Origin of the sequence: Paenibacillus gyeongsangnamensis (genome assembly GCF_027533625.1) — a bacterium.
Classification (GTDB): Bacteria; Bacillota; Bacilli; order Paenibacillales; family NBRC-103111; genus Paenibacillus_G; species Paenibacillus_G gyeongsangnamensis.
In genome coordinates, this window is sequence record NZ_JAQAGZ010000005.1 from 299762 (window position 1) to 323665 (window position 23904).

General features: G+C 54.5%; 25 protein-coding genes and 1 pseudogene. 15 read left to right on the forward strand and 11 right to left on the reverse strand.

Going from position 1 to position 23904, the window contains the following annotated elements:
- Window positions 1-10 precede the first annotated feature (10 nt).
- From O9H85_RS10035 to O9H85_RS10045, 3 genes and pseudogenes are all read right to left on the reverse strand, one after another.
- On the reverse strand, window positions 11-1483 hold the full coding sequence (locus O9H85_RS10035; protein ID WP_409348123.1) for a spore germination protein: 1473 nt from the start codon (window positions 1481-1483) through the stop codon (window positions 11-13).
- Window positions 1484-2023: 540 nt separating this feature from the next.
- Window positions 2024-2179 (reverse strand): annotated as a pseudogene (locus O9H85_RS10040) (pyruvate kinase); the annotation flags it as partial.
- A 132-nt stretch (window positions 2180-2311) separates the two neighbouring features.
- Entirely contained in the window at window positions 2312-2578 is a 267-nt protein-coding gene (locus O9H85_RS10045; RefSeq protein WP_269881197.1) for an SDR family NAD(P)-dependent oxidoreductase, read from the reverse strand.
- 302 nt (window positions 2579-2880) lie between these two features.
- Between O9H85_RS10045 and O9H85_RS37445 the strand changes: the two genes are divergently transcribed.
- The 8 genes from O9H85_RS37445 to O9H85_RS10075 all read left to right on the forward strand — a co-directional run bounded on the left by O9H85_RS37445 (window position 2881) and on the right by O9H85_RS10075 (window position 8811).
- Window positions 2881-3057: a helix-turn-helix domain-containing protein gene (locus O9H85_RS37445; RefSeq protein ID WP_333474184.1), complete on the forward strand. Its 177-nt coding sequence runs from the start codon at window positions 2881-2883 to the stop codon at window positions 3055-3057.
- 17 nt (window positions 3058-3074) lie between these two features.
- Complete coding sequence (locus tag O9H85_RS37450) at window positions 3075-3263, forward strand: LysR substrate-binding domain-containing protein (RefSeq protein ID WP_333474185.1); 189 nt, start codon at window positions 3075-3077, stop codon at window positions 3261-3263.
- Between the two features lie 18 nt (window positions 3264-3281).
- Complete coding sequence (locus tag O9H85_RS37455) at window positions 3282-3584, forward strand: LysR family transcriptional regulator substrate-binding protein (protein ID WP_333474186.1); 303 nt, start codon at window positions 3282-3284, stop codon at window positions 3582-3584.
- A 603-nt stretch (window positions 3585-4187) separates the two neighbouring features.
- Window positions 4188-5249, forward strand: coding sequence for a galactose ABC transporter substrate-binding protein (locus tag O9H85_RS10055; RefSeq protein WP_269881198.1), 1062 nt, complete (start codon window positions 4188-4190; stop codon window positions 5247-5249).
- Between the two features lie 92 nt (window positions 5250-5341).
- A complete protein-coding gene (locus tag O9H85_RS10060; protein ID WP_269881199.1) occupies window positions 5342-6850 on the forward strand; it encodes a sugar ABC transporter ATP-binding protein in 1509 nt (502 codons plus the stop codon).
- A 68-nt stretch (window positions 6851-6918) separates the two neighbouring features.
- Complete coding sequence (mglC, locus tag O9H85_RS10065) at window positions 6919-7935, forward strand: galactose/methyl galactoside ABC transporter permease MglC (RefSeq protein ID WP_269881200.1); 1017 nt, start codon at window positions 6919-6921, stop codon at window positions 7933-7935.
- A gap of 299 nt (window positions 7936-8234) precedes the next feature.
- Window positions 8235-8435, forward strand: a complete 201-nt coding sequence (gene cspD / locus O9H85_RS10070) for a cold-shock protein CspD (RefSeq protein WP_269881201.1) — start codon at window positions 8235-8237, stop codon at window positions 8433-8435.
- Between the two features lie 142 nt (window positions 8436-8577).
- Window positions 8578-8811, forward strand: coding sequence for a cold-shock protein (locus O9H85_RS10075; protein WP_269881202.1), 234 nt, complete (start codon window positions 8578-8580; stop codon window positions 8809-8811).
- A gap of 187 nt (window positions 8812-8998) precedes the next feature.
- Here the strand turns inward: O9H85_RS10075 and O9H85_RS10080 are convergent, their stop codons facing one another.
- From O9H85_RS10080 to nfsA, 3 genes are all read right to left on the reverse strand, one after another.
- Window positions 8999-9358: a gamma-glutamylcyclotransferase family protein gene (locus O9H85_RS10080; protein WP_269881203.1), complete on the reverse strand. Its 360-nt coding sequence runs from the start codon at window positions 9356-9358 to the stop codon at window positions 8999-9001.
- A 174-nt stretch (window positions 9359-9532) separates the two neighbouring features.
- The gene (locus O9H85_RS10085) at window positions 9533-10705 is read right to left on the reverse strand and encodes an NAD(P)/FAD-dependent oxidoreductase (RefSeq protein ID WP_269881204.1); all 1173 of its coding nucleotides are present in this window, start codon (window positions 10703-10705) and stop codon (window positions 9533-9535) included.
- Window positions 10706-10869: 164 nt separating this feature from the next.
- Window positions 10870-11604 carry an oxygen-insensitive NADPH nitroreductase gene (gene nfsA / locus O9H85_RS10090; RefSeq protein ID WP_269881205.1) on the reverse strand — a complete coding sequence of 245 codons (735 nt, stop codon included), beginning with the start codon at window positions 11602-11604 and terminating at the stop codon, window positions 10870-10872.
- A 224-nt stretch (window positions 11605-11828) separates the two neighbouring features.
- On the opposite strand from nfsA, the gene queF reads away from it, so the two are divergent.
- Complete coding sequence (queF, locus tag O9H85_RS10095; protein ID WP_269881206.1) at window positions 11829-12323, forward strand: preQ(1) synthase; 495 nt, start codon at window positions 11829-11831, stop codon at window positions 12321-12323.
- Between the two features lie 137 nt (window positions 12324-12460).
- On the opposite strand, the gene O9H85_RS10100 is transcribed toward queF, so the two are convergent.
- Together O9H85_RS10100 and O9H85_RS10105 are read right to left on the reverse strand one after the other, a co-directional pair.
- Window positions 12461-13480, reverse strand: a complete 1020-nt coding sequence (locus O9H85_RS10100) for a TrkH family potassium uptake protein (RefSeq protein ID WP_269881207.1) — start codon at window positions 13478-13480, stop codon at window positions 12461-12463.
- Window positions 13432-13809, reverse strand: a complete 378-nt coding sequence (locus tag O9H85_RS10105; RefSeq protein ID WP_269881208.1) for a potassium transporter TrkG — start codon at window positions 13807-13809, stop codon at window positions 13432-13434. The genes O9H85_RS10100 and O9H85_RS10105 overlap by 49 nt, the downstream gene beginning before the upstream one ends.
- Before the next feature lie 209 nt (window positions 13810-14018).
- On the opposite strand from O9H85_RS10105, the gene O9H85_RS10110 reads away from it, so the two are divergent.
- On the forward strand, window positions 14019-14816 hold the full coding sequence (locus O9H85_RS10110; protein WP_269881209.1) for a phosphotransferase family protein: 798 nt from the start codon (window positions 14019-14021) through the stop codon (window positions 14814-14816).
- A 166-nt stretch (window positions 14817-14982) separates the two neighbouring features.
- On the opposite strand, the gene O9H85_RS10115 is transcribed toward O9H85_RS10110, so the two are convergent.
- Together O9H85_RS10115 and O9H85_RS10120 are read right to left on the reverse strand one after the other, a co-directional pair.
- Entirely contained in the window at window positions 14983-15456 is a 474-nt protein-coding gene (locus O9H85_RS10115; protein ID WP_269881210.1) for a ribonuclease H-like YkuK family protein, read from the reverse strand.
- Window positions 15457-15559: 103 nt separating this feature from the next.
- Window positions 15560-16576 (reverse strand): acyltransferase family protein, encoded by a 1017-nt coding sequence (locus tag O9H85_RS10120; RefSeq protein WP_269881211.1) that lies wholly within the window; start codon window positions 16574-16576, stop codon window positions 15560-15562.
- 385 nt (window positions 16577-16961) lie between these two features.
- On the opposite strand from O9H85_RS10120, the gene O9H85_RS10125 reads away from it, so the two are divergent.
- On the forward strand, window positions 16962-17093 hold the full coding sequence (locus O9H85_RS10125; protein ID WP_269881212.1) for a hypothetical protein: 132 nt from the start codon (window positions 16962-16964) through the stop codon (window positions 17091-17093).
- Between the two features lie 518 nt (window positions 17094-17611).
- Entirely contained in the window at window positions 17612-19495 is a 1884-nt protein-coding gene (locus O9H85_RS10130) for an MHYT domain-containing protein (protein ID WP_269881213.1), read from the forward strand.
- Window positions 19496-19636: 141 nt separating this feature from the next.
- Here O9H85_RS10130 and O9H85_RS10135 read toward each other — a convergent pair whose 3' ends face one another.
- Window positions 19637-21190 (reverse strand): CAP-associated domain-containing protein, encoded by a 1554-nt coding sequence (locus O9H85_RS10135; protein ID WP_269881214.1) that lies wholly within the window; start codon window positions 21188-21190, stop codon window positions 19637-19639.
- Between the two features lie 336 nt (window positions 21191-21526).
- On the opposite strand from O9H85_RS10135, the gene O9H85_RS10140 reads away from it, so the two are divergent.
- The 3 genes from O9H85_RS10140 (at window position 21527) to O9H85_RS10150 (ending at window position 23890) form a co-directional block, all read left to right on the forward strand.
- The gene (locus O9H85_RS10140) at window positions 21527-22255 is read left to right on the forward strand and encodes an amino acid ABC transporter ATP-binding protein (protein WP_269881215.1); all 729 of its coding nucleotides are present in this window, start codon (window positions 21527-21529) and stop codon (window positions 22253-22255) included.
- 30 nt (window positions 22256-22285) lie between these two features.
- Window positions 22286-23140, forward strand: a complete 855-nt coding sequence (locus O9H85_RS10145) for a glutamate ABC transporter substrate-binding protein (protein ID WP_269881216.1) — start codon at window positions 22286-22288, stop codon at window positions 23138-23140.
- Between the two features lie 96 nt (window positions 23141-23236).
- Window positions 23237-23890, forward strand: a complete 654-nt coding sequence (locus tag O9H85_RS10150; protein ID WP_269881217.1) for an amino acid ABC transporter permease — start codon at window positions 23237-23239, stop codon at window positions 23888-23890.
- Window positions 23891-23904: the final 14 nt, after the last annotated feature.

The following is a 23904-nucleotide window of genomic DNA, read 5'->3' on the forward strand; positions in this document are numbered from 1 at the left end:
GCAACAGATTTTATTCGATATTGTAATCGTCATCGATGTCTTTATGCTTTCGAACTTGGTATTTTCTCTTGAATAGCGGACGTAAAAAGCTTGGTCGGCTCCAAGTATGGCTAAAGGAAAATCGTATCAAACTATCTGTAAAATCTTTGTAACGAAAAGGGAATAACGGAACAATGTACGGGGTGCCTAAAGATTTCAAACGCAGTAGATGCGTCAAAAGGATTACCGCGCCGATCATAATGCCTAAGCCGCCATAAGCACCTGCCAAGGCGATCATGGGAAATTTCAGGAAGCGAATGGTGTTGGACATTTTAAAACTTGGCGTTGCAAAGGCTCCCAGTGCGGAAAGAGAAACAATAATAATGAGTATATTGCTCGTTAAACCGGCTTGAACCGCTGCTTCCCCTATTACTACGCCGCCCACAATCCCGAGTGTTTGACCGACTTTTGTCGGCAGCCTGGCTCCAGCTTCGCCTAACAGCTGAACGGACATCTCCATCAAGAGTACCTCCAAGAAAGGCGGGAAGGGTACATTCGTTCTGGATTCAATAATCGGACCTAATAGGTTTTTAGGAACGACGGAGTAATGAAAGGTCATTATCGAAACATAAATGGGTGTTGCCAAAATGGAAAAGGCGACGCCTGCGAAACGAATAAAGCGAAAAAATGAACCCAAGACCCAAGGCAAATAGTAATCTTCGGGCGAGAAGAAAAAATCAAAAACTCTTGTAGGACCCGATATGACATAAGGCGATCCGCTGCTTATAATGGCCACTTGTCCGGAAAGAAGGCAATGTTTCATCCGATCGACACGCTCAGTTGACATAAATAGTGGGAATGGCGTATTGGAGTTGTCGGATATGATCTGGTCGAGCGTAGCCGTGTCGAAGATCACATCAAAATCTAAATCCATGAGCCTTTGTCTAACGGTATTTACGTGCTCCGGATTCGCGATCCCGTCGATATAGGCGATCACGACTCTTGTTTTGGAAAGAGAACCTTTTGTTTGTTCTTCAAATAACAGCTTCTCAGTAATTATTTCTTTACGCAATAAATTTAAATTGGTATCGAGATCTTCAACAAAAGCAACCTTCGGACCAATGACACTGTATTCGTTTTCGGACTCATTATTTTTCCGATAGCCCTTTTTCGTATCCGCAATGTTAACTAATAATCCCTCGTTAAGATTGGAATCCAATTGAATGTAGACGGAGCCTTTTGTCAAACCGAGTGAGATTTCTCCCAAATTGGAGGATGACTTTACACCTTCGATTGGTATAAGACATTGTAAGTCGAGTAAATTATGAAAATCAGTTGTTGAGCGTTGTATAAATTCAAGTAAATCATGGTGCAATTGTTCATGATTGATTACAGAATTGTAATAAGACAAATGAAGAGAGGTCTTATTTATTGTGATTTGAGATTGTATAAAATCATCCGACTTTGAAGCTTCTTTTAAGGCATCGTGAACATTTTTCAAAATGAAGATCCCATCCTTGCTTGATAGCGTAATTCACTGCATTATTTTTTTCCATTCGTGTCTTTTTATGCATGAATTGTTTCACCAGCGATTACGGCTCATGAAGCGATGTTTTCTCAGCAATTTATGTTTCGTAGGGGTCACCTCACGAAACGGAAATAATCGTACGTTAAGAAATGCGTTGCATACCGGATAGGGTACCCATTAGCTAGGGTGCCCTGATTCATGAAAAGGTGTGTTACTCCCGAGTTTTTCTAGTTTTACGATCCTCTTTCGAAGTTGAACATCATGATTCGCAAATGCCTCATGGATCAACAAAGGCAGAAGCTCCTGTTCGAATCATCAAAAAAATATATCGATCGAGGAATTCGAAAGATTTTGTCCAAATATTCGGAGGAAGCCGGTCTTATTCAAAACCTGTCTCCGCACAAGCTGCGACATTTTCTGTTGCACTTGGTGACAACGACGCTGGTATTACCCCTTGTAGAAGTTTTTCTCGGTCAACTCGAGCTTGTCCGCGATGTTCTTGACTTTAAAGAAGCCTTGCCGAAGATTCGCGATCCGCCCCTGGTGTTCGTCCAAATCGCCGTGCGCCATATTGATTCGGGCGACGTCCATGCCAGCTTCGATCAATCGTTTTAGCGTCGCCGCGGAATCGCACGCCGGTCCAAGCGTGCATACGATTTTCGTCTTTCGCATCGGACTTTCGCTCCTTTCCTTGGTTTGGATGCCAGCTTACGCTTCGTATAACGTTCCCTTTTCGGCATGATCATCCTCTCGATCGGCCCAAAAAAAAGAGCACCTGACCGGATTTCCATCCGATCAGGTGCTCTATGAGGCGACATCCACAGGGTCGATCTTAGGAGTATTTATGCCAGCCGACATGTCGGTGTCGAGAAGGCCCACATGCAAGGCTGCGACTTTGATATTTTGAGGATGCAGGTTCAAGCGCAGTTCGTTCGTCATGCCCCACGCACCAGCTTTTGCGGCCGTATAGGCGCCAAAAGTGCCATTGCTAAACCACGATAATACGGAAAAGATATTCAGAATCGTTCCTCCCCCATTCTTCGCGATCAAAGGCGCGAAAGCACGAATCATGGACAAGGTTCCGAAGACATTCGTTGTCAAACTCCAATTTAATATCGTCGAGATTACCGTCAAGCAAAGAAGCGCCCGTATACGAACCGGCATTGTTGATCAGAATGAGCAACATGGCGACACGTCTGTAACGATTCCCTTATCCAATCTTTAGTATGCCCTGAACAAGGAGCATAACTCCGGCAACGGTAGGCGAACGAAAACCTAATGGATTAGGATTTCGTTGCTTTTATTTTAGGGGTATACTTGAAATTAATGAAATCGAAAAATTCGAAGTTTGTCATAGAGAGGATTGATGGTAAGTGATTGCCAACACCGAGTGGTACCGCATATTCCTCCAAGCAGCCGATTCCTCTAATTTGACGAAGGCCGCCCAAAACCTCCATATGACGCAACCGTCCGTGAGCAATGCGATCAAGCAGCTCGAAGATACGCTCGGCGTTCGGCTGTTTGACCGGTTGCTAAGGGGGTTCAGCTGACGCCGGGAGGGCAGAACTTGTATCGGCATATCAGGCAGGCGTTCGAGGAGCTTGATTCGGGCGAGCGCAGCATGAGGGATCTCAAGCAATTCAAGGAAGGTCGGCTACGAATCGGCGCGAACGGAGCGATCATCAAAGATTGCCTTCTCTCATTGCTCGATCAGTTCCATGCCCAGTATCCTGGCATCCGGATTCAGTTGTCTTAGGATAAGACAAGCTTAATTTTGAAGAAGTTGAAGAAAGGTTCGTTCATCGAAGAGTGGTTCCAAGATCAGGGGTTGGATACGGAGTTCGATTTCGAACTGAACAGCCATGACATGATTGCCGAGTTTGCCGAGCGGGGGTACGGAGCGGCCTTTTTGCCGCGGGCATTTGTAGAATCCCGGTTGGAGGGAGGCTCGTTGATCGAGCTTCGTACCGAGGTTCCTTTCCCCGATCGGCAGATCGGAATCGCGGTTCGGAAGCAGGCGTCCCCGTCGCTTGCAGCCGAAGCGTTCCTAACGTTATTGCCTCCTTCATCGGGCTGATTGGCGTCTCCCGATTTGGGGTCCCGCCAATTTTAATGAAAATATACGTTAAGCCCTGAATCTCGTTCGGTTTAGTTATTTTTCTTACTCTAAGCTGAAGCGGTACAATCACACGTAAATCTAATTTCCGTTAAAAACCAGTGGTGGACTAGGAACCCGATAGAATGACTAGCGTTTGCTGTTCGTTCGTTGCACTGCCGGGATTCCAACAGTCCCAATTTCTTCGCGACCCATGGCGTGGTGCTGGCTTGTATCAACAATGTAGCAAGAATCGCAACGAATACGATGGCGGATAGGATGCGAGCTTCTCCGAGGCCGGTCACTATTCCGCCCTATTCACCACCCTACTCCCCGCGGCTCCACACACCTCCTCACTACCTGCAGTTCACTGCACGCATTGCCGCACAGAGCCGCACAGACGCATCCCCGCAGGTACGGTCCCGACAGCTTTTCGGCTCCAACCCGATTCCTTGAAAAAAATCATATGAGAATTTTGATAGAAATGAGCAGAATATTGAATTCGCATTCATTCCGACTGGGTGCATAATAAGGCATGTAAGCCATAAGCCAGATAAATAACATGTCAAATGGAGGTCTTCAACCATGAAGAAAAAGATCGTTTCCATTCTAGTCGCTGCGGCGATGGTCACCGTAGTAGGCTGCTCCAGCTCCGGCGGAACGACAACGAATACAAAACCAGGCGGCGGCACAACCCAGCCTGCTGGAGGAGCGGCGAAGCCGACGATCGGCGTAGCGATTTACAAATTCGACGACACGTTCATGACCGGCGTGCGCAACGCGATCTCCGCGGCGGCGGACGGCAAAGCGACGACAGATATCGTTGACAGCCAAAACTCCCAGCCGACCCAGAATGATAAGGTCGATCTGTTCATCACCAAGAAAGTGAACGCGCTGGCGATCAACCCGGTTGACCGTACGGCTGCAGGCGTCATCATCGATAAAGCGAAGAAAGCGAACATCCCGGTCGTCTTCTTCAACCGCGAGCCGCTGGCCGACGACATGAAGAAGTGGGATAAAGTATACTACGTCGGCGCCAAAGCCGAGCAATCCGGCACAATGGAGGGCGAACTCGTCGCCGACTACTTCAAGAAGCATCCGGAAGCGTTCAAAAGCAAAGACGGCGTTCTTCACTACGTCATGCTGAAAGGGGAGCCGGGTCACCAAGACGCCGAGCTGCGCACGAAGTTCTCCATTAAAGCGATTGAAGACGCGGGGATTAAAGTAGATAAGCTGGCGGAAGACACAGCGATGTGGGACCGCGTCAAAGGACAAGAAAAAATGGCTGCCTTCCTGGCATCGTTTGGAGACAAGATCGACGTCGTTCTGGCCAATAACGACGACATGGCGCTCGGCGCGATTGAAGCTCTGAAAGCGAAAGGCTACTTCAAGGACGGTAAATATATTCCGGTTGTTGGTGTGGACGCAACGGCTCCTGCCGTGAAAGCGCTCGAAGAAGGAACCATGCTCGGAACGGTACTGAACGACGCCAAGAACCAAGGCAAAGCGACGCTGAATATCGCGAGCGCGCTGGCTGCAGGCCAAACGCCTAGCAAAGATACTGTCGGCTTCGATATTACGGACGGCAAATACGTTTGGGTGCCTTACAAAAAAATTACGAAAGACAACGCAAAAGACGCTCAATAAGGCACGGCTATCAGACAAACGGCAAGTCTCGGGGGCGGGCGCGATCGACGCTCTCCCCCGGCTTGTTCTAAGGCAGGAAAAGGGGTGGACCCATGACTGACAATCCATTTTTGCTCGAAATGAACGGCATCTCGAAGGAATTTCCCGGCGTGAAGGCGCTGGACAAGGTCACGATCAAAGTACGGCCCGGCACCGTCCATGCCCTGATGGGCGAGAACGGCGCGGGTAAATCGACGCTGATGAAATGCCTGTTCGGCATCTACAAGCCAGACGAAGGCGAGATTATCCTGAACGGCAGTAAAGTCGAAATCAACAGCTCCAAAGACGCGCTGAACTACGGCGTATCCATGATTCATCAAGAGCTTCATCCGGTTCCTCACCGCAGCGTGATGGAGAACCTCTGGCTTGGCCGGTTTCCTCTGAAGGGCTTCGGGCCGTTTCAATTTATCGATCATAGCAAGATGTACAACGACACGAAACAGCTGTTCCAGCAGCTCGAAATCGACATCAATCCGCATACGACCGTAGGTACGCTGTCCGTATCGAAGGTGCAATCCCTGGAGATCGCCAAGGCGGTTTCGTTCCATTCGAAAGTTATCGTTATGGATGAGCCAACGTCTTCACTGACCGGCAACGAAGTGGAGCAGTTGTTTAAAATCATAAATGATTTGAAAAAGCAGGGCGTCGCCATCATTTATATTTCTCACAAAATGGAGGAAATCCTCCGCATTTCCGATGACGTAACCATCATGCGCGACGGCAAGCTGATCGGCACCTGGCCGGCGACCGAAATGACAACCGATATGATCATCGCCAAAATGGTCGGCCGGGACCTCAGCTCGCGCTTCCCGGACCGCTTCAACGTGCCTGGAGAGACGCTGATGAAGGTCGAAGGCCTCAGCTCGCCGCATCCGAAGTCGTTCCAGAATGTCTCCTTCGAGCTTCGCAAGGGCGAAGTGCTCGGCGTCGGCGGACTCGTGGGCGCACAACGAACGGAGCTCATTGAAGCGTTGTTCGGCCTCCGGGCCGTATCCGCCGGAACGATTACCATTCACGGCAAGACCGTTAAGATCAAATCACCGATCGATGCCAAGAAACAGCGCATGGCGCTGCTAACGGAAGAACGCCGCGTCACCGGCATTTTCCCTGTACTGTCCATTCAGGAGAATGCGCTGATCGCCAACCTGGACCGGTACGTGACGCCTTACGGCTTGCTCAATGAGAAGAAGGGCCGTGCCGAGGTCGCCCGCAGCGTAGAGAAGCTTCGGGTCAAAGCGCCGAACGTACACACGCAGATCAAGAACCTCTCCGGCGGCAACCAGCAGAAGGTGCTGCTCGCCAGATGGCTGCTGACCGAGCCGGAAATTTTGCTGCTCGACGAACCGACCCGAGGCATCGACGTTGGCGCGAAGTTCGAGATTTACTCGATCATCGCCGATCTCGCGAAGCAGGGCAAGAGCATCATCATGATCTCCTCGGAAATGCCCGAGCTGCTCGGCATGTCCGACCGGATCATGGTCATGTCCGAAGGGCGCCTGACCGGCATCGTAGACGGCAGCACGGCGACAGAGGAAGAAATCATGCGGCTTGCCGCCAATTAAGGTTTTGCTGCGCAAAACAAAAGCTTATGTTTACGAAGTGGCAAAACTTGGAGGAGGATCAAAACACCATGACAAATAAAAATATAGGCGGGTTTCTGACGAAGAACGCGATTTACATCGTGCTCGTCGTACTCGTCATCGGGATCGCGGTGAAGGATCCGCGCTTCCTGTCCATCGACATCCTGCGGGACATTCTGCTCCAATCGTCCACGCGCGCCATTATCGCATTGGGAGCCGCCTTCGTTCTGATCACGGGAGGAACGGACTTGTCTGCGGGTCGCGTCGTCGGTCTTACGGCGGTCATTTCCGCCTCCATGCTGCAGATTCTGGATTACCCGCGGCGCTTCTTCCCCGATATGCCGCACCTTCCGGTGTGGGTGCCGATCCTGATCGCGATTGCGGCGGGGCTTGTCGTCGGCTTGATCAACGGCATTATCGTGGCCAAATTCAGCGTTCCGCCTTTTATCGCGACTTTGGGCACCATGGTTATCGTCTACGGCGCGAACTCGATCTACTTTGACATGAAGCCGAACGAATCCCAGCCCATCGCGGGTCTGCGGCCGGATTTCACGAATATCGGTTCGGGATTCCTGAGCTTCGGCTCCAATATTTCCTATTCCATACCTTATATCGTCATCATCGCCGTCATTGTCGCCCTCATCGTATGGGTCGTGTTTAATAAAACCCGTCTAGGCAAAAACATGTACGCGATCGGCGGTAACGTGCAGGCTGCCGTCGTCTCCGGGATCAACGTAAAGAAGAACCTGATCTACATCTACTCCATCGCAGGCGCGTTGTACGGACTGGCAGGGGTGCTCGAGGCTTCCCGTACGGGCGGAGCGACGAACAACTACGGCAATATGTACGAGCTTGACGCGATTGCGGCCTGCGTGGTCGGTGGGGTGTCGACAGCCGGCGGGATCGGAACGGTGCCGGGGATTATGGCCGGGGTCCTGATCTTCGGCGTAATCAACTACGGCTTGACCTTCATTGGCGTGAGCCCTTACTGGCAATTGATTATCAAAGGGCTGATCATCGTGACCGCGGTCGCTTTCGACATCCGCAAATATTTGGCAAAGAAATAAGCCGGGCGAGTGCAAAAAAGAAAAGGGCAGGGGCCGCGGCCGGAGTGCGATTGCAAGGGATCGCTCCCGGCGGGCCTCTTTTTTGCTGCCGCGAGGGAGGAACGGTGATTTCGGGCGGGAGTTTCTCCCATGCTTTGCTTTTTTGTACAGACCGTGGTACAATGAAGTTACTTGATAAAAGCAACCGTAATTCACTTATTGAAAAGGGTTCATTTTATTAAAGAAGAACTTTTTTCAATATGTGAATTTTTTATTTTTAGAAAAGGATCATGTTAAATAACATTTTTGGAGGTCTCCCCATGCAAACAGGAACAGTTAAATGGTTCAACGCAGAGAAAGGTTTCGGATTCATCGAAGTTGAAGGCGGAAGCGACGTATTCGTGCATTTCAGCGCGATCGTAGGCGACGGCTATAAATCTCTTGACGAAGGCCAACGCGTTGAATTCAACGTCGTTCAAGGCAACCGCGGACCGCAAGCTGAGAACGTAGTTAAGCTGTAATTTCAGCTGAACAGACTGCTCTTAACGCTAGTTAAGGGCAGTTTTTTCGTTGGTTGATAAACGCGCTGGTCCTTGTAAGACAAGGAGGGCGCAGCCGTTTATCCTGTACGGATTCAGGCATACTATATTGAGGAGGGAAACCATGAATTATCGTAAGAAATCAATTGAGGAAACCCCGCTTGAGAATACGACAATCTGGTCCTGCACGAAGGAAGAATGCAACGGGTGGATGAGGGATAATTTCGCCTTTGAGTACCAGCCGACGTGCCCCCTGTGCTCATCTGCCATGCTCCGTGAAACGAAATTGCTGCCGCAGGTCGTCAATACGAAAGGTGATTCGAAGCTGAACAAGAGCTTTGTGCCACTTACGGACTAACGCCCGGTCTGAGCCTAAAAACCGCTGAACCGCATCGGCCATCCGACGGGTCAGCGGTTTTTTATGTTGATAAGAATTTATAAGTTTTCGTGGGCTTATAGCTTCGCATCAACCTTGATAAACGCGCTGGTCCTTGTAAGACAAGGACCAGCGCGTTTATCAAGGTGTGATCGGCGGATATCCGCCTTCAACGCCAAATCCCATCCTCGATGGGCGGCAGACCTTCCGCATCTTCATAAACAAAGACAAGGGCCTCATACGCAGACAACGGCGTGTAAACCGGCAGGGAATGCAGAGTAAACCGGAACGGCTCGTTCAATTCGTCGAAGTTCGCCGCCAGAGAAGCGAGGGCCGAGAGTTGCTCCTCGTCGATCTGAAGCAGTTTGCCGTGCACCTTCGATTCCCCTTCCGTCATGGCGGGAAAGCCCAAGCCTGTGTCATATAATCGTCCGTACACCCAAGCCTCGCTGCTGATCAGCTTCATGTTTCGGTAGAGCGGATTTTTGGAATAATTCAAAGCGACCACGCCGTAGGCAAAATAGTACAAGGGAAGTTCTCCTTTGACAGGGGGAAGGTGACGAAGCCGTATTAATCTCATCCACATCATAGGCTATAAATGTTAGGAAAGTATTAGAAATTTTGGCATGAAGCTAGCGCTTTCACGATTAAAAACGGAAAAGGACGGCGGAATGCCGTCCTATCATCCGGCAGCTAAGAAGCTTTATTTGTTTAAGCTAGCTGCATTCCAAGTATATTCCCGGACCTTGCGGCCGAGTTTGCCGGTAAGGACGAAGTCCAATCCAAATCTGCGCATCCAGAAGAACCCGTCGGTGTCGCCCAGTCCGATGCAGTAGAGAGGTGGATAGCTCTCGTGTCCGTGCTTCCCTCCAGTCCGGCCCTCCAGCTCGACCGCCAATCCCCGGGCAAGGCGCTGCGCCTGCGGGATGGCCTCCTTGCAGGTCATTCCGTCCGGCCGCCCGGTGCGCGAATCCGTGACCCGCGCGCAGTCGCCAAGCGCGTAGACGCCTTCCGCTCCGCTGACGCGGTAGCCTGGATCGACTACCAGTCTGCCGTCTTCATGGACTGTGAGACCGAGCTCCCGCACGAGCGGATTCGGCACCGTGCCGAGCGCCCAGACGCATACGCCTGCGCGAACCTCGATTCCGCTCCGGAGCTCGAGGCAACCGCGATCATCCGCATAGCGGACGGCCTTGTCGCCGTGCAGCACGCGAACGCCGAGCCGCGCCAGCTGCCGTTCCAGTCGCTGCGCCACGTGCGCCGGCACGTCCGGCAGCAGCCGGGGGCCTGCGCTGACGAGGCTGACCAGCGGCTCCGCGGGGGTCAGCCCCAGCGCGGCGGCCTCGCGGCGCAGACGCCCGGCCAGCTCCGCGGCGAGCTCGATGCCGGTGATGCCGGCACCGGCCACGGCGGCGTGCAGCGCCGGAGCGCCGTCCATCCTCGCCCGCTCGGCGCAGCGCGCCACCGCCTCGCGGAACGCTGCGGCGTCCTCCGTCCCGCGAAGCGTCAGGCCGCCGCTGCCCGGGGCCGGCTCCCGCGGAACGCTGCCGAGCGCCAGCACGAGCCGGTCGTACGCGAGCCGCTGCGGAGTGCCGGATACGTCCGTGTACGCGAGCAGCTGCTGCGCGGCATCAAGGCCGGTGAGCGTCCCGCGTACGATGCCGACATCGGCCCAGCCGAAGTCGCCCAGCGGTACGGCGAGCGGCATCGCATCGCGGCGGGCCTGAACGAGGCGAACTTTTTTGACATGCTGCGCGTCCTTATCCATCCAAACGATCCGCGCCCCGCCCGTTCCGCACAGCTCCTTCCGAAGATTCGCAACCGCGTGCAATCCGGCATAGCCGCCTCCGACCACGACAACCGTCCATGCTTTCATATCGATCATCTTCCATTAGCTGTGATACGAATACGACGATGGGGAAGGGACGATTGTGACAAAGGTTATTATCAGGAGCAGCCGCAGTCGGGGGGTTAACCAGATGTGTTGCAAAATAAAGACCAGCCCGTGATACGGGCTAGTCAGGCTGCGATGGTGCCGCTCTATTCCAATCGAAAACCGCGATTTTCGAGAAAGGGCCGCAAATGCGCGCGACCCGGCTGACGGTACTTGTCCGCGATTCCTTTGGACCAGTTGGTAATGGTACGGCCCTGCGTCCGCTCTTTGTAATAACGCTCCATAGCCTCGTCGTACTCGGCGACGCCCTGCCGGGACTGCTCCCGCTTGTAGCTGTTCTCGTGGTAGACCGTATGCTGCGGCAGACGCGGGCGGAGAGCATTCTCTTGATCGGGTACGCCGATGGTGAGGCCGAATACCGGGTAGACGAGCTCGGGAAGCTCCAGCAGCTCGCTGACCTCCTGCGGCTTGTTCCGGATACCGCCAATGTAGCAAATGCCGAGTCCGAGGGATTCCGCGGCGATTGCGGCATTTTGCGCGGCAAGGGCGGCATCGACCGTAGCTACGACGAAGCTCTCCGTATTCTGGTGAAACGTCTCGCCTTGCTGCTCGGTTGCCTCCTTCAATCGGCTCAGATCCGCACAGAAAACAAGGAACAGTCCGGTATGCTCGACGTAAGATTGATTGCCTGCGAGGCCGGCCAGCACCTGCCGCTTGCCGGGATCGGTTACGCCTATGATCGTGTAAGCTTGAACATTGCTGGAGGTGGAGGCGGCTTGCGCCGCGGAGATAATGGCCTCCGTCTGTTCCTCGGAGAGGGTGATGTCCTTGAACCGGCGGACGGACCGATGGTTTAACAGCAGCTCGATGACTTCATTCATGGATACGCTCTCCTTTGGTATGAACAATAAAAACCCCTGGCGTCAGGGGTCTCTATTCGGATGGTCGACAACGGATCTTAAGAGAAGCGGGCGTATATCCCTCGTCCCTGCTCTAAAATTCATTCTAGCCGACGCTAAGAAGCGAGTCAAATCGGTCGGAGGCTGTTATTTTGGGCTCAAATCGGCTATAATATTGGATTAGTTGGCCGAAAGGAGCGGTTTTGATGGCAGGAAGAAAAGAAGGCGAGCTCGATTTAACGCTGCTCGGAAACGAGAAGACGAAATATCCGATGACCTACGCGCCGGAAATGCTGGAATCGTTCGATAACAAGCATCCGTACCGCGATTATTTTGTCAAATTCAATTGCCCCGAATTTACGAGCCTGTGCCCGATCACGGGTCAGCCGGACTTCGCGACGATTTATATCAGCTATATTCCTGAAGTGAAGATGGTGGAGAGCAAATCGCTCAAGCTGTATTTGTTCAGCTTCCGCAATCACGGCGATTTCCATGAAGACTGCGTCAACATTATTATGAACGACCTCATCAAGCTGATGGATCCCCGCTATATTGAGGTGTGGGGCAAATTTACGCCGCGCGGCGGCATCTCGATCGACCCGTATTGCAATTACGGCAAGCCGGGGACGAAGTACGAGCAAATGGCCGAGCACCGGCTGATGAATCACGATCTGTATCCGGAAAAAGTGGACAACCGGTAGGTTTTCGCAGGGTTGGGGCTGCCATGTCGGGGCTATATAAGGAAGATTTGCGAGGACGCTTGGTTTAGCCGGGCGCCCGCCGGGGAAAACGGCGGGTGCCCGGCGTCTTTTTTTAAAATGCGCCGAATTGGAGCGGATCAGCCGATGATGAGCTTCTCCGCCGGGTAACGCAAATCCGGTTGCGGCTTGCTCGAGCGGAAAGACGAAAGAAAGAGCATCATGCCGATCCTTCCGATATACATCAGGAGGATGAGGGCGATTTTGCTGGCGGGGGTAAGCGTACCGGTGATCCCGGTAGACAGTCCGCAAGTGCCGAAGGCGGAGCTGGCCTCGAAAAGAATCGCGGCAAAGCTCGTCCCGAGCGGCTCCGCCATACAGATGAACCATACGCCTGCCAGCAGCAGTGCGAGTGCGGTGCTGAAAAAGGCGAAGCTTTTGATCACATCCTCTTGATGAAGGGATCTGCCGAACAGGCGCACCTCGCTGCCTCCGCGTACGAACGTGACGAGCATCATGACGATGACGGCGATCGTCGTCGTGCGGACCCCGCCTCCCATGCTAGAGGGGCTTGCGCCGATGAACATGAGGGTGGAGAGAACGAGCTTGCCGGCATCCGATAAGGCGGCAGGATCGAAGGTCGTGAGTCCGGCGCTCCTTGCCGTGACGGAGGCGAAGAGGGCATAGGACAGCTTGTGCTGCCAATCGAGCGTGGCGAAGAAGCTGCGGTTTTCCGTTAGCCAGATGCCGGCGGCCCCCGCGATAAGGAGCAGTCCGTAAGTGGCGGTCGTCACCTTGGTGTAGAGGGAAAAACGGAATTTTCCCCGTCCCCGCCCTACATATTCCCGCAGCTCCGCCAGCACAGGAAACCCGATCGCCCCCAGGACCATCAGCACCATGGATAAGCCTTGTACGAAGTAATCGTCCGCATAATTCTGAAGCGAATTGCCGAACAGATCGAAGCCGGCGTTCGTATAGGACGATACGGAATGGAAGAGTCCGTATCGGAACGCTTGGGAGAATGAGTCCGCATACCCCGCCGCATAGAAATAAACGCCGAACAGCAGCGTGCCCGCCCCCTCGAAGAGCAGGGTCATACCCAGGATCAGCTTCATAAGATGAACCAGCCCGGCCAGGTTGTTGCGGTTCTGATCGAACATGATGAGCTTTCTCTGGGATAAGCCGATCGGCTGTCCGAGGAGCAGCCAGTACAAGCTTCCCGCGACATGATGCCGATTCCGCCGAGCTGGAAGCCGATCATGAGAAGAGCGGTGCCGAAACCGTTGAATGTGTCCGCTGCCCCGACCGTCGTCAATCCGGTAACGCTGATGGCGCTTGCGGCGGTAAACAGGGCGTCGATGAACGACAGCCGGACGCCGGGGCGCAGGCTGACCGGCAGCATTAAAAGCCAGCCAAGGAGCACGATGGCGATCAAGTACGCCAGCATCATCCACCTTGCGCCGGATATTTTATGCGGAGCTTTACGCATGGGGGCACCTTCCGTTTCCAACGTCTTGTATTTCTCGAAAAGCACTTACGGGAGCCGGCTTGCCGAAGCGACGAGCGACTGCTTGTCCGAACTCCGGTTCATTCAAGCTCCCTCAGGCGATTGTAGCGCATTGCTGTCTATTATATACTAAAATATGGATGAGATCGATAAACGGCAGCTGATTCTATATGGTGGAGCAGGTGACAAGGTTGGAAGCATGGGGTGAGAAGATCGGACAAGGACGAACGGCGGATGTCTACGCGCTGGGGGAGGACCGCATCGTAAAGGTATTTCGTCAACCCCAGCTGCTGGAGTTTGAATGGACTGTGGCGGAATGTCTCGACGACAGCTCGGTTCCGCGGCCTAGAGTATACGGCAGGCAGGAACAGGATGGGATGCAGGGGATTGTGTATGAGCGGATTCAGGGGCCTACCATGATGGCGCAGCTCGCCGCACGGCCGGAGGAGGTCGAAGCGTTCGGCCGACTGCTCGCCCGGCTTCATGCGGAGTTGCACAAGGCGGGGGCGGGACGGCTTCCTTCGCATAAAGAGGTGCTGGCGCATGGGATCCGGCGTTCGCGGGCGCTGCTAACGGAGCATCGGGAACGTGCCGTGCTCCGCTTGCTGGAGAGTCTGCCGGAGGGGATGACCTTGTGCCATGGGGATTTTCACCCCGACAACGTCATGTACGGTCAGCAGGGACCGGTCGTCATCGACTGGATGACGGCTACCCGGGGGATGCCTGCGGCGGACGCCGCGCGGACCTTGATGCTGCTTCGCCATGCCGAGCTTCCGGAGGAGATGCCGGAGCCCGTGCAGCAGGCCGTGAAGGCGCTTCGAGCCCGGCTGCTGGGAGCTTACGAAGCGGAATATCTCCGCTTGAGCGGCGTATCGAAGGAGGAGCTTGCGAGCTGGGAGGCTCCGCTGATGGCCGCCCGATTGGGGGAGAGCGTACCGGAACGCGAGTGCGTCAGGCTTCTGGAGTTGATTGACGAGCGGTTAGGGTAAAGCTTGGGCAGCCCGCCGCCGATCTGATAGGAATCGGGACGCACGCCAAAAAAGACGAGCCAAAGGGTGTGAACGCCCCCTCTGTCCTCGCCTTTTCTCCCGCAAAATGGGATACAAGGTCTCTGGTGCCTGCAAATCGGCCGTTCCGGCCGGCTCCTGCGCCGTGCTACTCCGCAAAGCGGTCGGCTACGGAGCTTGCGCCGAACGACTGCGGCTTGATCCGGGCTTCGTAGCCGACGGACGTGACCCAGCCGCAGATTTCCTGAATCAATACCTTCGTATCGCCCTGCTGGCCGATGTCGATGTGGATCTCGAACGGCAGCGTCGACAGCAGGTCGTTCATGCCTTTTTTATTTAGAACCTCCACAAGCTCGAGGCTCATCTCCGTTTCGCGGTAGATGCGCGTGCGCAAATCAAACAGCGGCTTGCTTCGCTGTTTGCGATAGAAAAAACGGGCTCCCTTGCCGATTTGATGCATGATGACGGCGGTCACGAAGGTCGTGCTCTGCCGGGTCGTATGGGAGTCGGTGCCGATGACTAGCTTGTACTTGTCGTTGGAATTCTGGCGGACGATGGCATGCAAGTGATCAATCATGGTATCGATGGGAATCGTGCCCCAAGTCGGACTGACGAACAGCATTTGTACCAACTCCTTCGGAATGCGTTTGTGGTGTCTTTTTACTATTATACGCCAAAATGCATCCTTTTAGTTTTAAGTTTGGCAGCAAATGCTTTACATAAGATCAAGCCTTGCGCATGCGGACCCATTTCCAGAGCGCTCCCGGATCGGGCTCGATCCAGAAGCGGGTATGCCGCATCACGGCTTCCCGGGACAGCAGCATCGTGAGAGCTGCGGCTCCGCATGCGACGCCGACCGTCCACGGAAGCGTCGGCGTGAGCCGGTACAATCCCGCCTCAGCAAAGACTCGCAGCAGGAGGCCGTGCAGCAGGAACACGTACACCGTACGGGTGCCCCAATCGGTCATGCGGCTCCGGCGCTCCGTCATGAGCAGAAGGAACGCTCCCGAGGCTGCCAGCTCCAAGCCGTACACACCGAGCCGGTACAGGCCGGCGTACCATTCGCTGTGGTGAAGCTCGCTGTAGGTGCGGCTGCCGAGGAGCCAGTCGATCCGGATCGGCAGCCAGCCTTTCCAGGCCGAGAGCAGCAGCATGAATAGAACGGCGACGGCGATCTGGCGAAGCGCGGGCCTCGCGGCGGCGGCCCGAATCCGGTCGGCTTGCATGTAATAACCGATGAGAAAGAAGGGGAAATAAACGAACGTCCGGCTGAAGCTGAGCCAGTATCCGTCCGCCGGTACATACCCCGCGAGCAGGCCGAGCAGAACGGCTGCGAGAATCGGATGCTTCCAGGTCCGGAAGAGGAGCAGCAGCCCTTTCCAGCAGGCGTGGCTGAACAGAAACCAGAGCATCCAATAGGGCGCCCAGAACGAATACACATTGCCCTCCGTATGGAAGAAGAAATAATCCGAAGCGGAATAAATCGTTTGGAACAGCGCATATTGCAGCGCGATTCGTCCGATGACCGTCCATGGCTGGGGATGCTCGGCAAAGCTTCTGGAGAAATATCCGGTGATTAGGACGAACACCGGCATATGAAAGCTGAAGATGGTCAACATTACGGCTTTTGTTCCGGCGGAGGCCCCGTACGCAGGGAAGAGGGCGTTCGCCAGCACGACGAGGACAATCAAACAGAATCGGGTATTCAGGAGGAAGATGTCGTTCGGATGATGCTCGTTCATAAGGATTCCCCAGCTTTCTTGGTCGATCTGAAGCTGAGATCATTATAATCCCGCGGAGTGCGGAGGTAAGTGATTATTTTCACAATCGTATATTTATGAGGAGCGCCGCCTGTTCTTTAGGGGAGCGTTCCAAAGAACGCTGCGCTTCCGTGAAGATTTCCTTCAAGGTCATCCGTGCTTTCGATATCCTCATTACCAGGGTGGAAGGGCGAACATCTTTCAAGAGGGCGGCGGCTTGCCTGGCTTCACCTACGGGCCGACCGGTTAATGTCTTAAATATTTAAAAAATTCAGATAATTCTGTTCAAATACAGCGCTTTCATCATATAATAGGGATAATGGTAAGCGATTTATTGCCGATTGCCGAACCAAGAAGGGATGACGCTATGGAAGGTAGTTTTCCGGTCGGTTTGATGTTTGGAGTATTACTTAGTATTCCATTGTGGATATCCGCGATCGGTTGGATCCGGCTGGTGTACGCTGCCGTAGGCTTCCTGGCTCAACTGCAATTCGCCTGATGAGGACGGCGGATTCGAGAAAGAAGAAGATAAGGAATAGGCAGCCGTACTTTCCTAAGGAGCGTACGGTTTTATTGGTTGATAAGACTTTATAAATTTTGCAGCTTATAGCTTCGCATCAACCTTGATAAACGCGCTGGTCCTTGTAAGACAAGGACGGCGTAGCCGTTCAGACTGACGAGAAACCCGGATATGCTGGAAAAATGCTAAGGTATAGGTGGGGTATCCCCTGTAGGAGCGATAGCGTCCGCCTTTGTTATCGGAAAATTACCGCTGCAAAAGCGAATAAATTGAATATTTTCCGATAACAACAGCGGCCGGAAGGGGATACCCCACCGGTGTACCAAAGCAGATTTCTCTACTTCATGGGTTTCTCTACAGCCTGGACGGTGTAGCCGTTTATACTGGTGAAATAAAGGAAAAAATTGGGTGAAAGGCAGGAATTGACGCGTTCTTAATAGAAAAGGTTACATAGCAATGAACCTTCTGGCACTGGCGATGGGGAGGGGGAGGATGGAATGGAGCAGCTTCAAGGAACGTATTACATGCCGTTGGTATTGTTGTCAGTCCTCATCTCGATCTTTTCTTGTTACTGCGCACTCGAGCTGTACGATCGGATGCCCGGCCTATCCGGACGCTCGCGGGCGGCTTGGAGCATCTTCGGCTCCATGGCGATGGGCATCGGCATTTGGTCGATGCATTTCATCGGCTTATTGGCCTTTCATTTACCGTCGGAGGTAGGCTATGACCCACTGCTGCTCATCGTATCGCTTATGCTTCCGATGCTGGCGGCCTGGACGGTATTCCGTCTGGTAAAGGGGAAGCTCCTGAGTACCCTGCGTCTTGTTCCCGTCGGACTGTTCATGGGCACGGCGATCGCCGGAATGCATTATATAGTTATGGCCTCCTTGCGGTTTCACGGCACGATTCATTACAATCCGCTGCTGGTTACACTATCCGTGATCATTGCCTTCGTCGTATCGTTTGCGGCACTCAGTCTTGCTTCCTCGTACCCGGTAAGTCACCAGATCAGAGCTTCTTTATGGGCCAAGGTCTGCGCCTCCGTGCTGCTTGGCGCTGCAATGGCCGGGATGCATTATACGGGAATGCTGGCCGCCGAGTTTCGCCTCTACGGGCGTGAGGCAGCGGCGGGTCCCGGGGAGATCGGGCCGGATCGGATGCTGATGGCTTCCTGGATCGGGGCGGGAACACTTTTGCTGCTGCTTTTGATTGTCGTTAACCAGGCGCTGGAACGGAAATATGCCCTTCGTCTGGCCGAATTGAACAAGCGGCGTTATGATTCGATCTTCGAGCATAATCCCGATATGGTGTGTTTGTTCGATATCCGGGGACGGTTGATCCGGATTAATCCGGCGACGGAACGGATAACGGGATACCAAGCCGAAGCGTTCCTGAATAAGCCGTTCACCCGTTTCCTGAATCGGCGCGACACGCTGCGAATTCGCTACGGCTTCTCAAAGGCGCTGCAAGGGACGCCCCAGACGGTCGAATGCACGATCCGCCACAAGGACGGACAGCCCGTTCATCTCAGTACAACGATCGTCCCTCTGTCCGCCGGGGGGAGTGTGGTGGACATTTATACGATTTCCAAAGACATTACCACGCAGAAGCGGGCGGAACGGGAGCTGCTGCAGGCGAAGCGGGCGGCCGAAGAGGCGGCCAAGGTCAAGAGTGAGTTTCTTGCCATTATGAGTCATGAAATCCGCACCCCGCTGAACGGTGTGATCGGTATGGGGCAGCTGCTTCTGGAGACGGAGCTGAGCGACGAGCAGCGCAACTACGTGAGCATCATGAACAAGAGCGGTAAGGCGCTCTTATCCGTCATCAATGACGTCCTGGATCTCTCCAAGATGGAATCCGGCAAAATGCCGCTGGTCAGCGAGCCCTTCGATGTGAAGGAATGCGTCAGCGAGGTGCTTCACCTGTTCGGGCTGCAAGCTCAGCAGCGGGGCCTGCGAATGAATTGGAGCATCGATCCCGGCATGCCCGAGATCGTTGAAGGCGACGTGAACCGGCTGCGGCAGGTGCTTCTGAACCTGGTCAGCAATGCGGTTAAATTTACGGAGATCGGGGGGATCGACGTTACCGTCAGGAAACGAACTCAAGACGAAGGGGGGCTAATTATGGAATGCACGGTGGAAGATACGGGAATCGGTATACCGGAGGACGCGATTCCCCGCTTGTTTCAACCGTTCTATCAGCTTAGCGGCTCAGGCGCGCGCTGGGAAGGAGGAACGGGACTCGGTCTGGCTATTTGCAAGAAGCTGGTGGAGCTGATGGGCGGCGACATCCGAGTGGCATCCGTGCCCGGACAGGGCACCGCCTTTACGTTCACTGTCCGAATGGGCATATTGCATGACGTTCGGGCCGCCGTAAGATAATGAATACGTGGCGGCGTGTTCGCTGGAGAAAACGGCTTTTGCCGACAAAAATAAAAACCTCTTCATCCCGCCAGTTCCCGGCTAAGGAGATGAGAGGTTTTTTTTGCTGTTTCAATCGCAGATGGGAAGGTTAATGTCCCATTAAGGTGTATAGAAATTTTGCGTGTAATACAAATGCATCGGTCCGCCGAAGGCGACGCCGACACCGAGACGGGCATAGGGACTCAGCAGGTTCTTGCGGTGTCCTTCCGAGTTCATCCAGCCGTGATGGGCGAAGATCGCGCTCGTCTGGCCGGCGGCGATATTCTCGGCGGCCGCATGGTACCGGATTCCGTCGTTCTTCATTCGATCGAACGGCGTTTGTCCGCTCCGGTCCGTATGATCGAAGTAGGCATTGTCCGCCATATCCTGGCTATGTCCGCGGGCCGTACCTGCAGCGGCATCGTCCCATGCAAAAGCCGGCAGTCCCATCCGGGCTCGTCCCGCATTGGCCAGATCGAACGACTCACGTTCATAAGCGCGGGCAAGCTCGTCGCTGGCGGCGGGGTAGAAGGCGGCGAGCGCCTGCTCGGTAGATTTCTCGATCACCTGAATGCCGCTAATGGCGTTATTGCTGTACAGATCATAGAAGAAAGTGACGTACGCCTTGCCGAGATCATAGGTGCCGTATTCGTTCTTGCCGTAATTTTGCACGAAGCGGGTATTGCCTTTGACGAGGCCCGCGAGCGGATTGCCGTACAGCTTCAAGACTTCCTCCCGGGTCGAACGGTCGGTAAGTCCTTTGCCGGCGAATCCGGAAAGTCCGGAAGCGTACAAGCCGACGACTTGATCGTCACGGACGCCGATTTGCACATAATCGGCATAGCTTTGATTGTAGATGTACCACTGGAAGCCGTACTCGCTCGGATCTTTGCGTGCCGGATCCCCCAGCTTCGCGATGACGGAAGTGACCGGGTCGCCGATCGCGATGCCGCTGACGCTGGCGTCCGTATTCGCGGACGATAGTCCTGCGGCCGGTAAAGGGGCGAATGCCGTCAAGGCCGCCTGAACCGGAGGTTGAGGGTTAGCCGGAGGGGTCGGCACGGCATTACGGTTTACATCGGGTTCCCCGGAGGCTGCAACGGGTTGATGCGGCTTGCTCTTCAGGTTGCGTATGAACGTGACCGCTTCCGCCCGGGACAGGCGGTCCGAAGCTTGGTAACCGTCGACGGTGGCTGAGGTTTTCCCTTGGGACAGCTTCTGCTCGAGCAGGTACTTGACGGCGTCGATTACGCTGATGGAAGCTTGTTGCCCTGCGGAGGCGGCGATCAAACGGGCGACGAGCCCGCGGTTATATTGATTCGGATCGGCGCTGTGAAGCGTCGGCCAATGCTTGGAATCGGCATACCGGTAGTAGGGAGCGTACCAAGGCTCGGCTGACGACGCCGGAGTCAGTGCGCCGCCCGGATAGGCGCGGAGCAGCATGGCAAGGAATTCGGTCTCCGCGACCGTTTGGTCCGGCCGGAACGTATGGTCCTCATAGCCGTCGATCACTTTATTCTGGACGGCCCAGTTGATCGAGTCTTGGGCCCAGTGGTTTGCGGTATCGCTGAAACGGGGGGCTGCGGCGTCTGTGCCGGCAGCGTGAACGGACAACGTGCAAGAAAGGACTAAGGCGGCGGATAGACAGCGGGTTAACAACCAAGATGACTTCAAAACATCATTCCCCCTTCTCCCTAAAACGTTCGACACTATTCTACTATATGTGTCAGCAGTCGGGCTTGTCCAGTAGATTGTGATAAAGACAAAGTCCGTTCCGCTCGGGAATCGAATGGAATATTTGTCTGGCTGCCGCGATACATATAAAGTATGCCAAAAGTCCCCTGTGAGAGAGATCAATATGACCAAAACTAGATTTACCCCCATACGGGCCTTGCCAAGGAACGAAGCACCATGTATTCTTTTATGTAATATACATGTTCATATTAATAACATGTTATTTACACGAATCTACCAACGGAAATGGATCCAGCCAAAAAAGGGGGATGCAGCGTGATTCGATTCCATCGGGTGAACAAGCATTACGGGCTGTTCCACGTGCTCAAAAACATCGATCTGTCCATCGAAGAGAAAGAAGTCGTCGTCGTCATCGGCCCTTCCGGCTCAGGCAAGAGCACGCTGCTGCGCTGCATCAACCGCCTCGAGACGATCTCGGACGGGGAGCTTACGGTGGATAATGTCAAGATTCATGACAAATCCACCGACATCAACAAGCTGCGCAGGAACATCGGGATGGTATTCCAGCACTTCAACCTGTATCCGCATATGACGGTGCTGGATAACATCACGCTGGCCCCGATCAAGGCGCTGGGCGTTCCTAAGCGGGAAGCGGAAGAAACCGCGATGTCCTATTTGGACAAAGTCGGCATCCCGGACAAAGCCAAATCTTACCCGTCCCAATTGTCTGGCGGGCAGCAGCAGCGCGTCGCCATTGCCCGCGGGCTGGCGATGAAGCCGAGGATCATGCTGTTCGACGAGCCGACCTCCGCGCTCGATCCGGAGATGATCGGCGAGGTGCTGGACGTGATGCGGGATTTGGCTCATCAGGGAATGACCATGGTGGTCGTCACACATGAGATGGGCTTTGCCCGGGAAGTGGCCGATCGGGTCGTATTCATGGATCAAGGCCGGATCCTGGAGGAGTCGCAGCCGGCCGAGTTTTTCGCGAAGCCCAGGGAAGAGCGGGCGCAGCTGTTTCTCAGCCGCTTGCTTCAACATTAATTAACGGACCTAGAGAAAGGGGAAGATTTCATGAAGATGAAACGATGGATGACGACAGGCGCGATTTCGGTATTGGTGCTGGCGATGCTGGCGGCATGCGGAACCAAATCGGCCGAGCCCGGCAAGCAAGGGGGGGACGGAGCCAAGCCGGCGGACTCGAAGGCGGCGGCAGGGACGCTTGCGGCCATTAAGCAGCGCGGCAAGCTGGTGGCCGGCGTGAAGTACGATACGAAGCTGTTCGGCTTGAAGGATCCGGCTTCGGGCAAGGTGGAAGGCTTCGATATCGACATCGCCAAAGCGCTGGCCAAGAAAATTCTCGGCGACGAGAACAAGGTCGAACTGAAGGAAGTGACGTCCAAGACGCGCATTCCGATGCTGCAGAACGGCGAGATCGATCTCATTATCGCCACGATGACGATTACCGAGGATCGGAAGAAGGAAGTCGACTTCACCGACGTTTATTTCAAGGCGGGGCAATCGCTGCTGGTTAAGAAGGGCAGCGCCATCAAGTCGATCGCCGACCTGAAGAAGGGCACTAAGGTACTGGTGGCCAAGGGCTCCACCTCGGCGGACAATATCCGCGCCAAGGCCAAGGATGCGACGGTGCTTGAGTTCGAGAATTACCAGGATGCGTTCACGGCGCTGAAGGCCGGCCAAGGCGACGCGCTGACGACGGATAACGCCATTCTGTACGGCATGGTGAAGCAGGATCCGAACTTCCAGGTGGTCGGCGGCACGTTCACCGATGAGCCTTACGGCATCGCCATCAAGAAGGGGGACACGGAATTCGTGAACTACGTGAATACCTTCCTGAAGGATATGAAGTCGAGCGGCGAGTACGACAAAACCTATGAGAAATGGATCGGGGAGAAGCCTGCGCCTTAAGGCTTTAGCCGGACCTGCACGGGCAGGATGGGCCGCGGTACGCCGCCGCTCATCCTTTTCGCTTTTACAGTCGGATAGGGAGGGGGCTCGCTTCGCATGCTTCGTTTCGATATATTGTTCAAGCATTGGGATATGTACATGCTGGGCTTCGGGAACACCGTCAAGGTAAGTCTGATCGCCCTCGTCGCCAGCTTCATCCTCGGCACGATCGTCGCCGTCTTCCGGATCGCGCCGTGGCGGCCGCTGAACTGGATCGGAGCGGTCTATGTCGAGTTTATCCGTAACATTCCGCTGCTGCTTATCGCGCTGCTTTTTTTCCTTGGTTCGCCGGCAATGGGGCTTCCGCTGGATGGGTTCGAGGCGGGGACGATCGGTCTGTCCATTTATACGGCGTCGTTTATCGCCGAAGCGATCCGGGCGGGCATTCAGGCGGTACCGCGAGGACAGACGGAGGCGGCTCGTTCGTCGGGGCTTACGTACATGCAGACCATGCGCTACGTCGTTTTGCCCCAGGCGATGAAGATCGTGATCCCGCCGCTCGGCAATCAGTTCCTCAATCTGGTTAAAAATTCGTCGGTGCTCGGCGTGATCGCGGGACTCGATCTGATGTATTACGCCGACCTGGTATCGACGAAGACGTTCGTCACCTTCGATGTGTATATTTTCGTGGCGCTGTTTTATTTGGTTCTGACGATTCCGATCAGCTTCGGGGTCCGTTATTTGGAGAAGCGTCTGGCACACGGCCGGTGAGGCGAAGGGAGGAG

Coding starts and splice junctions, on each gene's coding strand:
- O9H85_RS10045 (WP_269881197.1), bottom strand. CDS start 2,578: ATGATTCGTGCTTTCGCGCCTTTGATCGCGAAGAATGGGGGAGGAACG.
- O9H85_RS10055 (WP_269881198.1), top strand. CDS start 4,188: ATGAAGAAAAAGATCGTTTCCATTCTAGTCGCTGCGGCGATGGTCACC.
- O9H85_RS10060 (WP_269881199.1), top strand. CDS start 5,342: ATGACTGACAATCCATTTTTGCTCGAAATGAACGGCATCTCGAAGGAA.
- mglC (WP_269881200.1), top strand. CDS start 6,919: ATGACAAATAAAAATATAGGCGGGTTTCTGACGAAGAACGCGATTTAC.
- cspD (WP_269881201.1), top strand. CDS start 8,235: ATGCAAACAGGAACAGTTAAATGGTTCAACGCAGAGAAAGGTTTCGGA.
- O9H85_RS10075 (WP_269881202.1), top strand. CDS start 8,578: ATGAATTATCGTAAGAAATCAATTGAGGAAACCCCGCTTGAGAATACG.
- O9H85_RS10085 (WP_269881204.1), bottom strand. CDS start 10,705: ATGAAAGCATGGACGGTTGTCGTGGTCGGAGGCGGCTATGCCGGATTG.
- nfsA (WP_269881205.1), bottom strand. CDS start 11,604: ATGAATGAAGTCATCGAGCTGCTGTTAAACCATCGGTCCGTCCGCCGG.
- queF (WP_269881206.1), top strand. CDS start 11,829: ATGGCAGGAAGAAAAGAAGGCGAGCTCGATTTAACGCTGCTCGGAAAC.
- O9H85_RS10100 (WP_269881207.1), bottom strand. CDS start 13,480: ATGTTCGATCAGAACCGCAACAACCTGGCCGGGCTGGTTCATCTTATG.
- O9H85_RS10105 (WP_269881208.1), bottom strand. CDS start 13,809: ATGCGTAAAGCTCCGCATAAAATATCCGGCGCAAGGTGGATGATGCTG.
- O9H85_RS10115 (WP_269881210.1), bottom strand. CDS start 15,456: ATGCTGTTCGTCAGTCCGACTTGGGGCACGATTCCCATCGATACCATG.
- O9H85_RS10120 (WP_269881211.1), bottom strand. CDS start 16,576: ATGAACGAGCATCATCCGAACGACATCTTCCTCCTGAATACCCGATTC.
- O9H85_RS10125 (WP_269881212.1), top strand. CDS start 16,962: ATGGAAGGTAGTTTTCCGGTCGGTTTGATGTTTGGAGTATTACTTAGT.
- O9H85_RS10130 (WP_269881213.1), top strand. CDS start 17,612: ATGGAGCAGCTTCAAGGAACGTATTACATGCCGTTGGTATTGTTGTCA.
- O9H85_RS10145 (WP_269881216.1), top strand. CDS start 22,286: ATGAAGATGAAACGATGGATGACGACAGGCGCGATTTCGGTATTGGTG.
- O9H85_RS10150 (WP_269881217.1), top strand. CDS start 23,237: ATGCTTCGTTTCGATATATTGTTCAAGCATTGGGATATGTACATGCTG.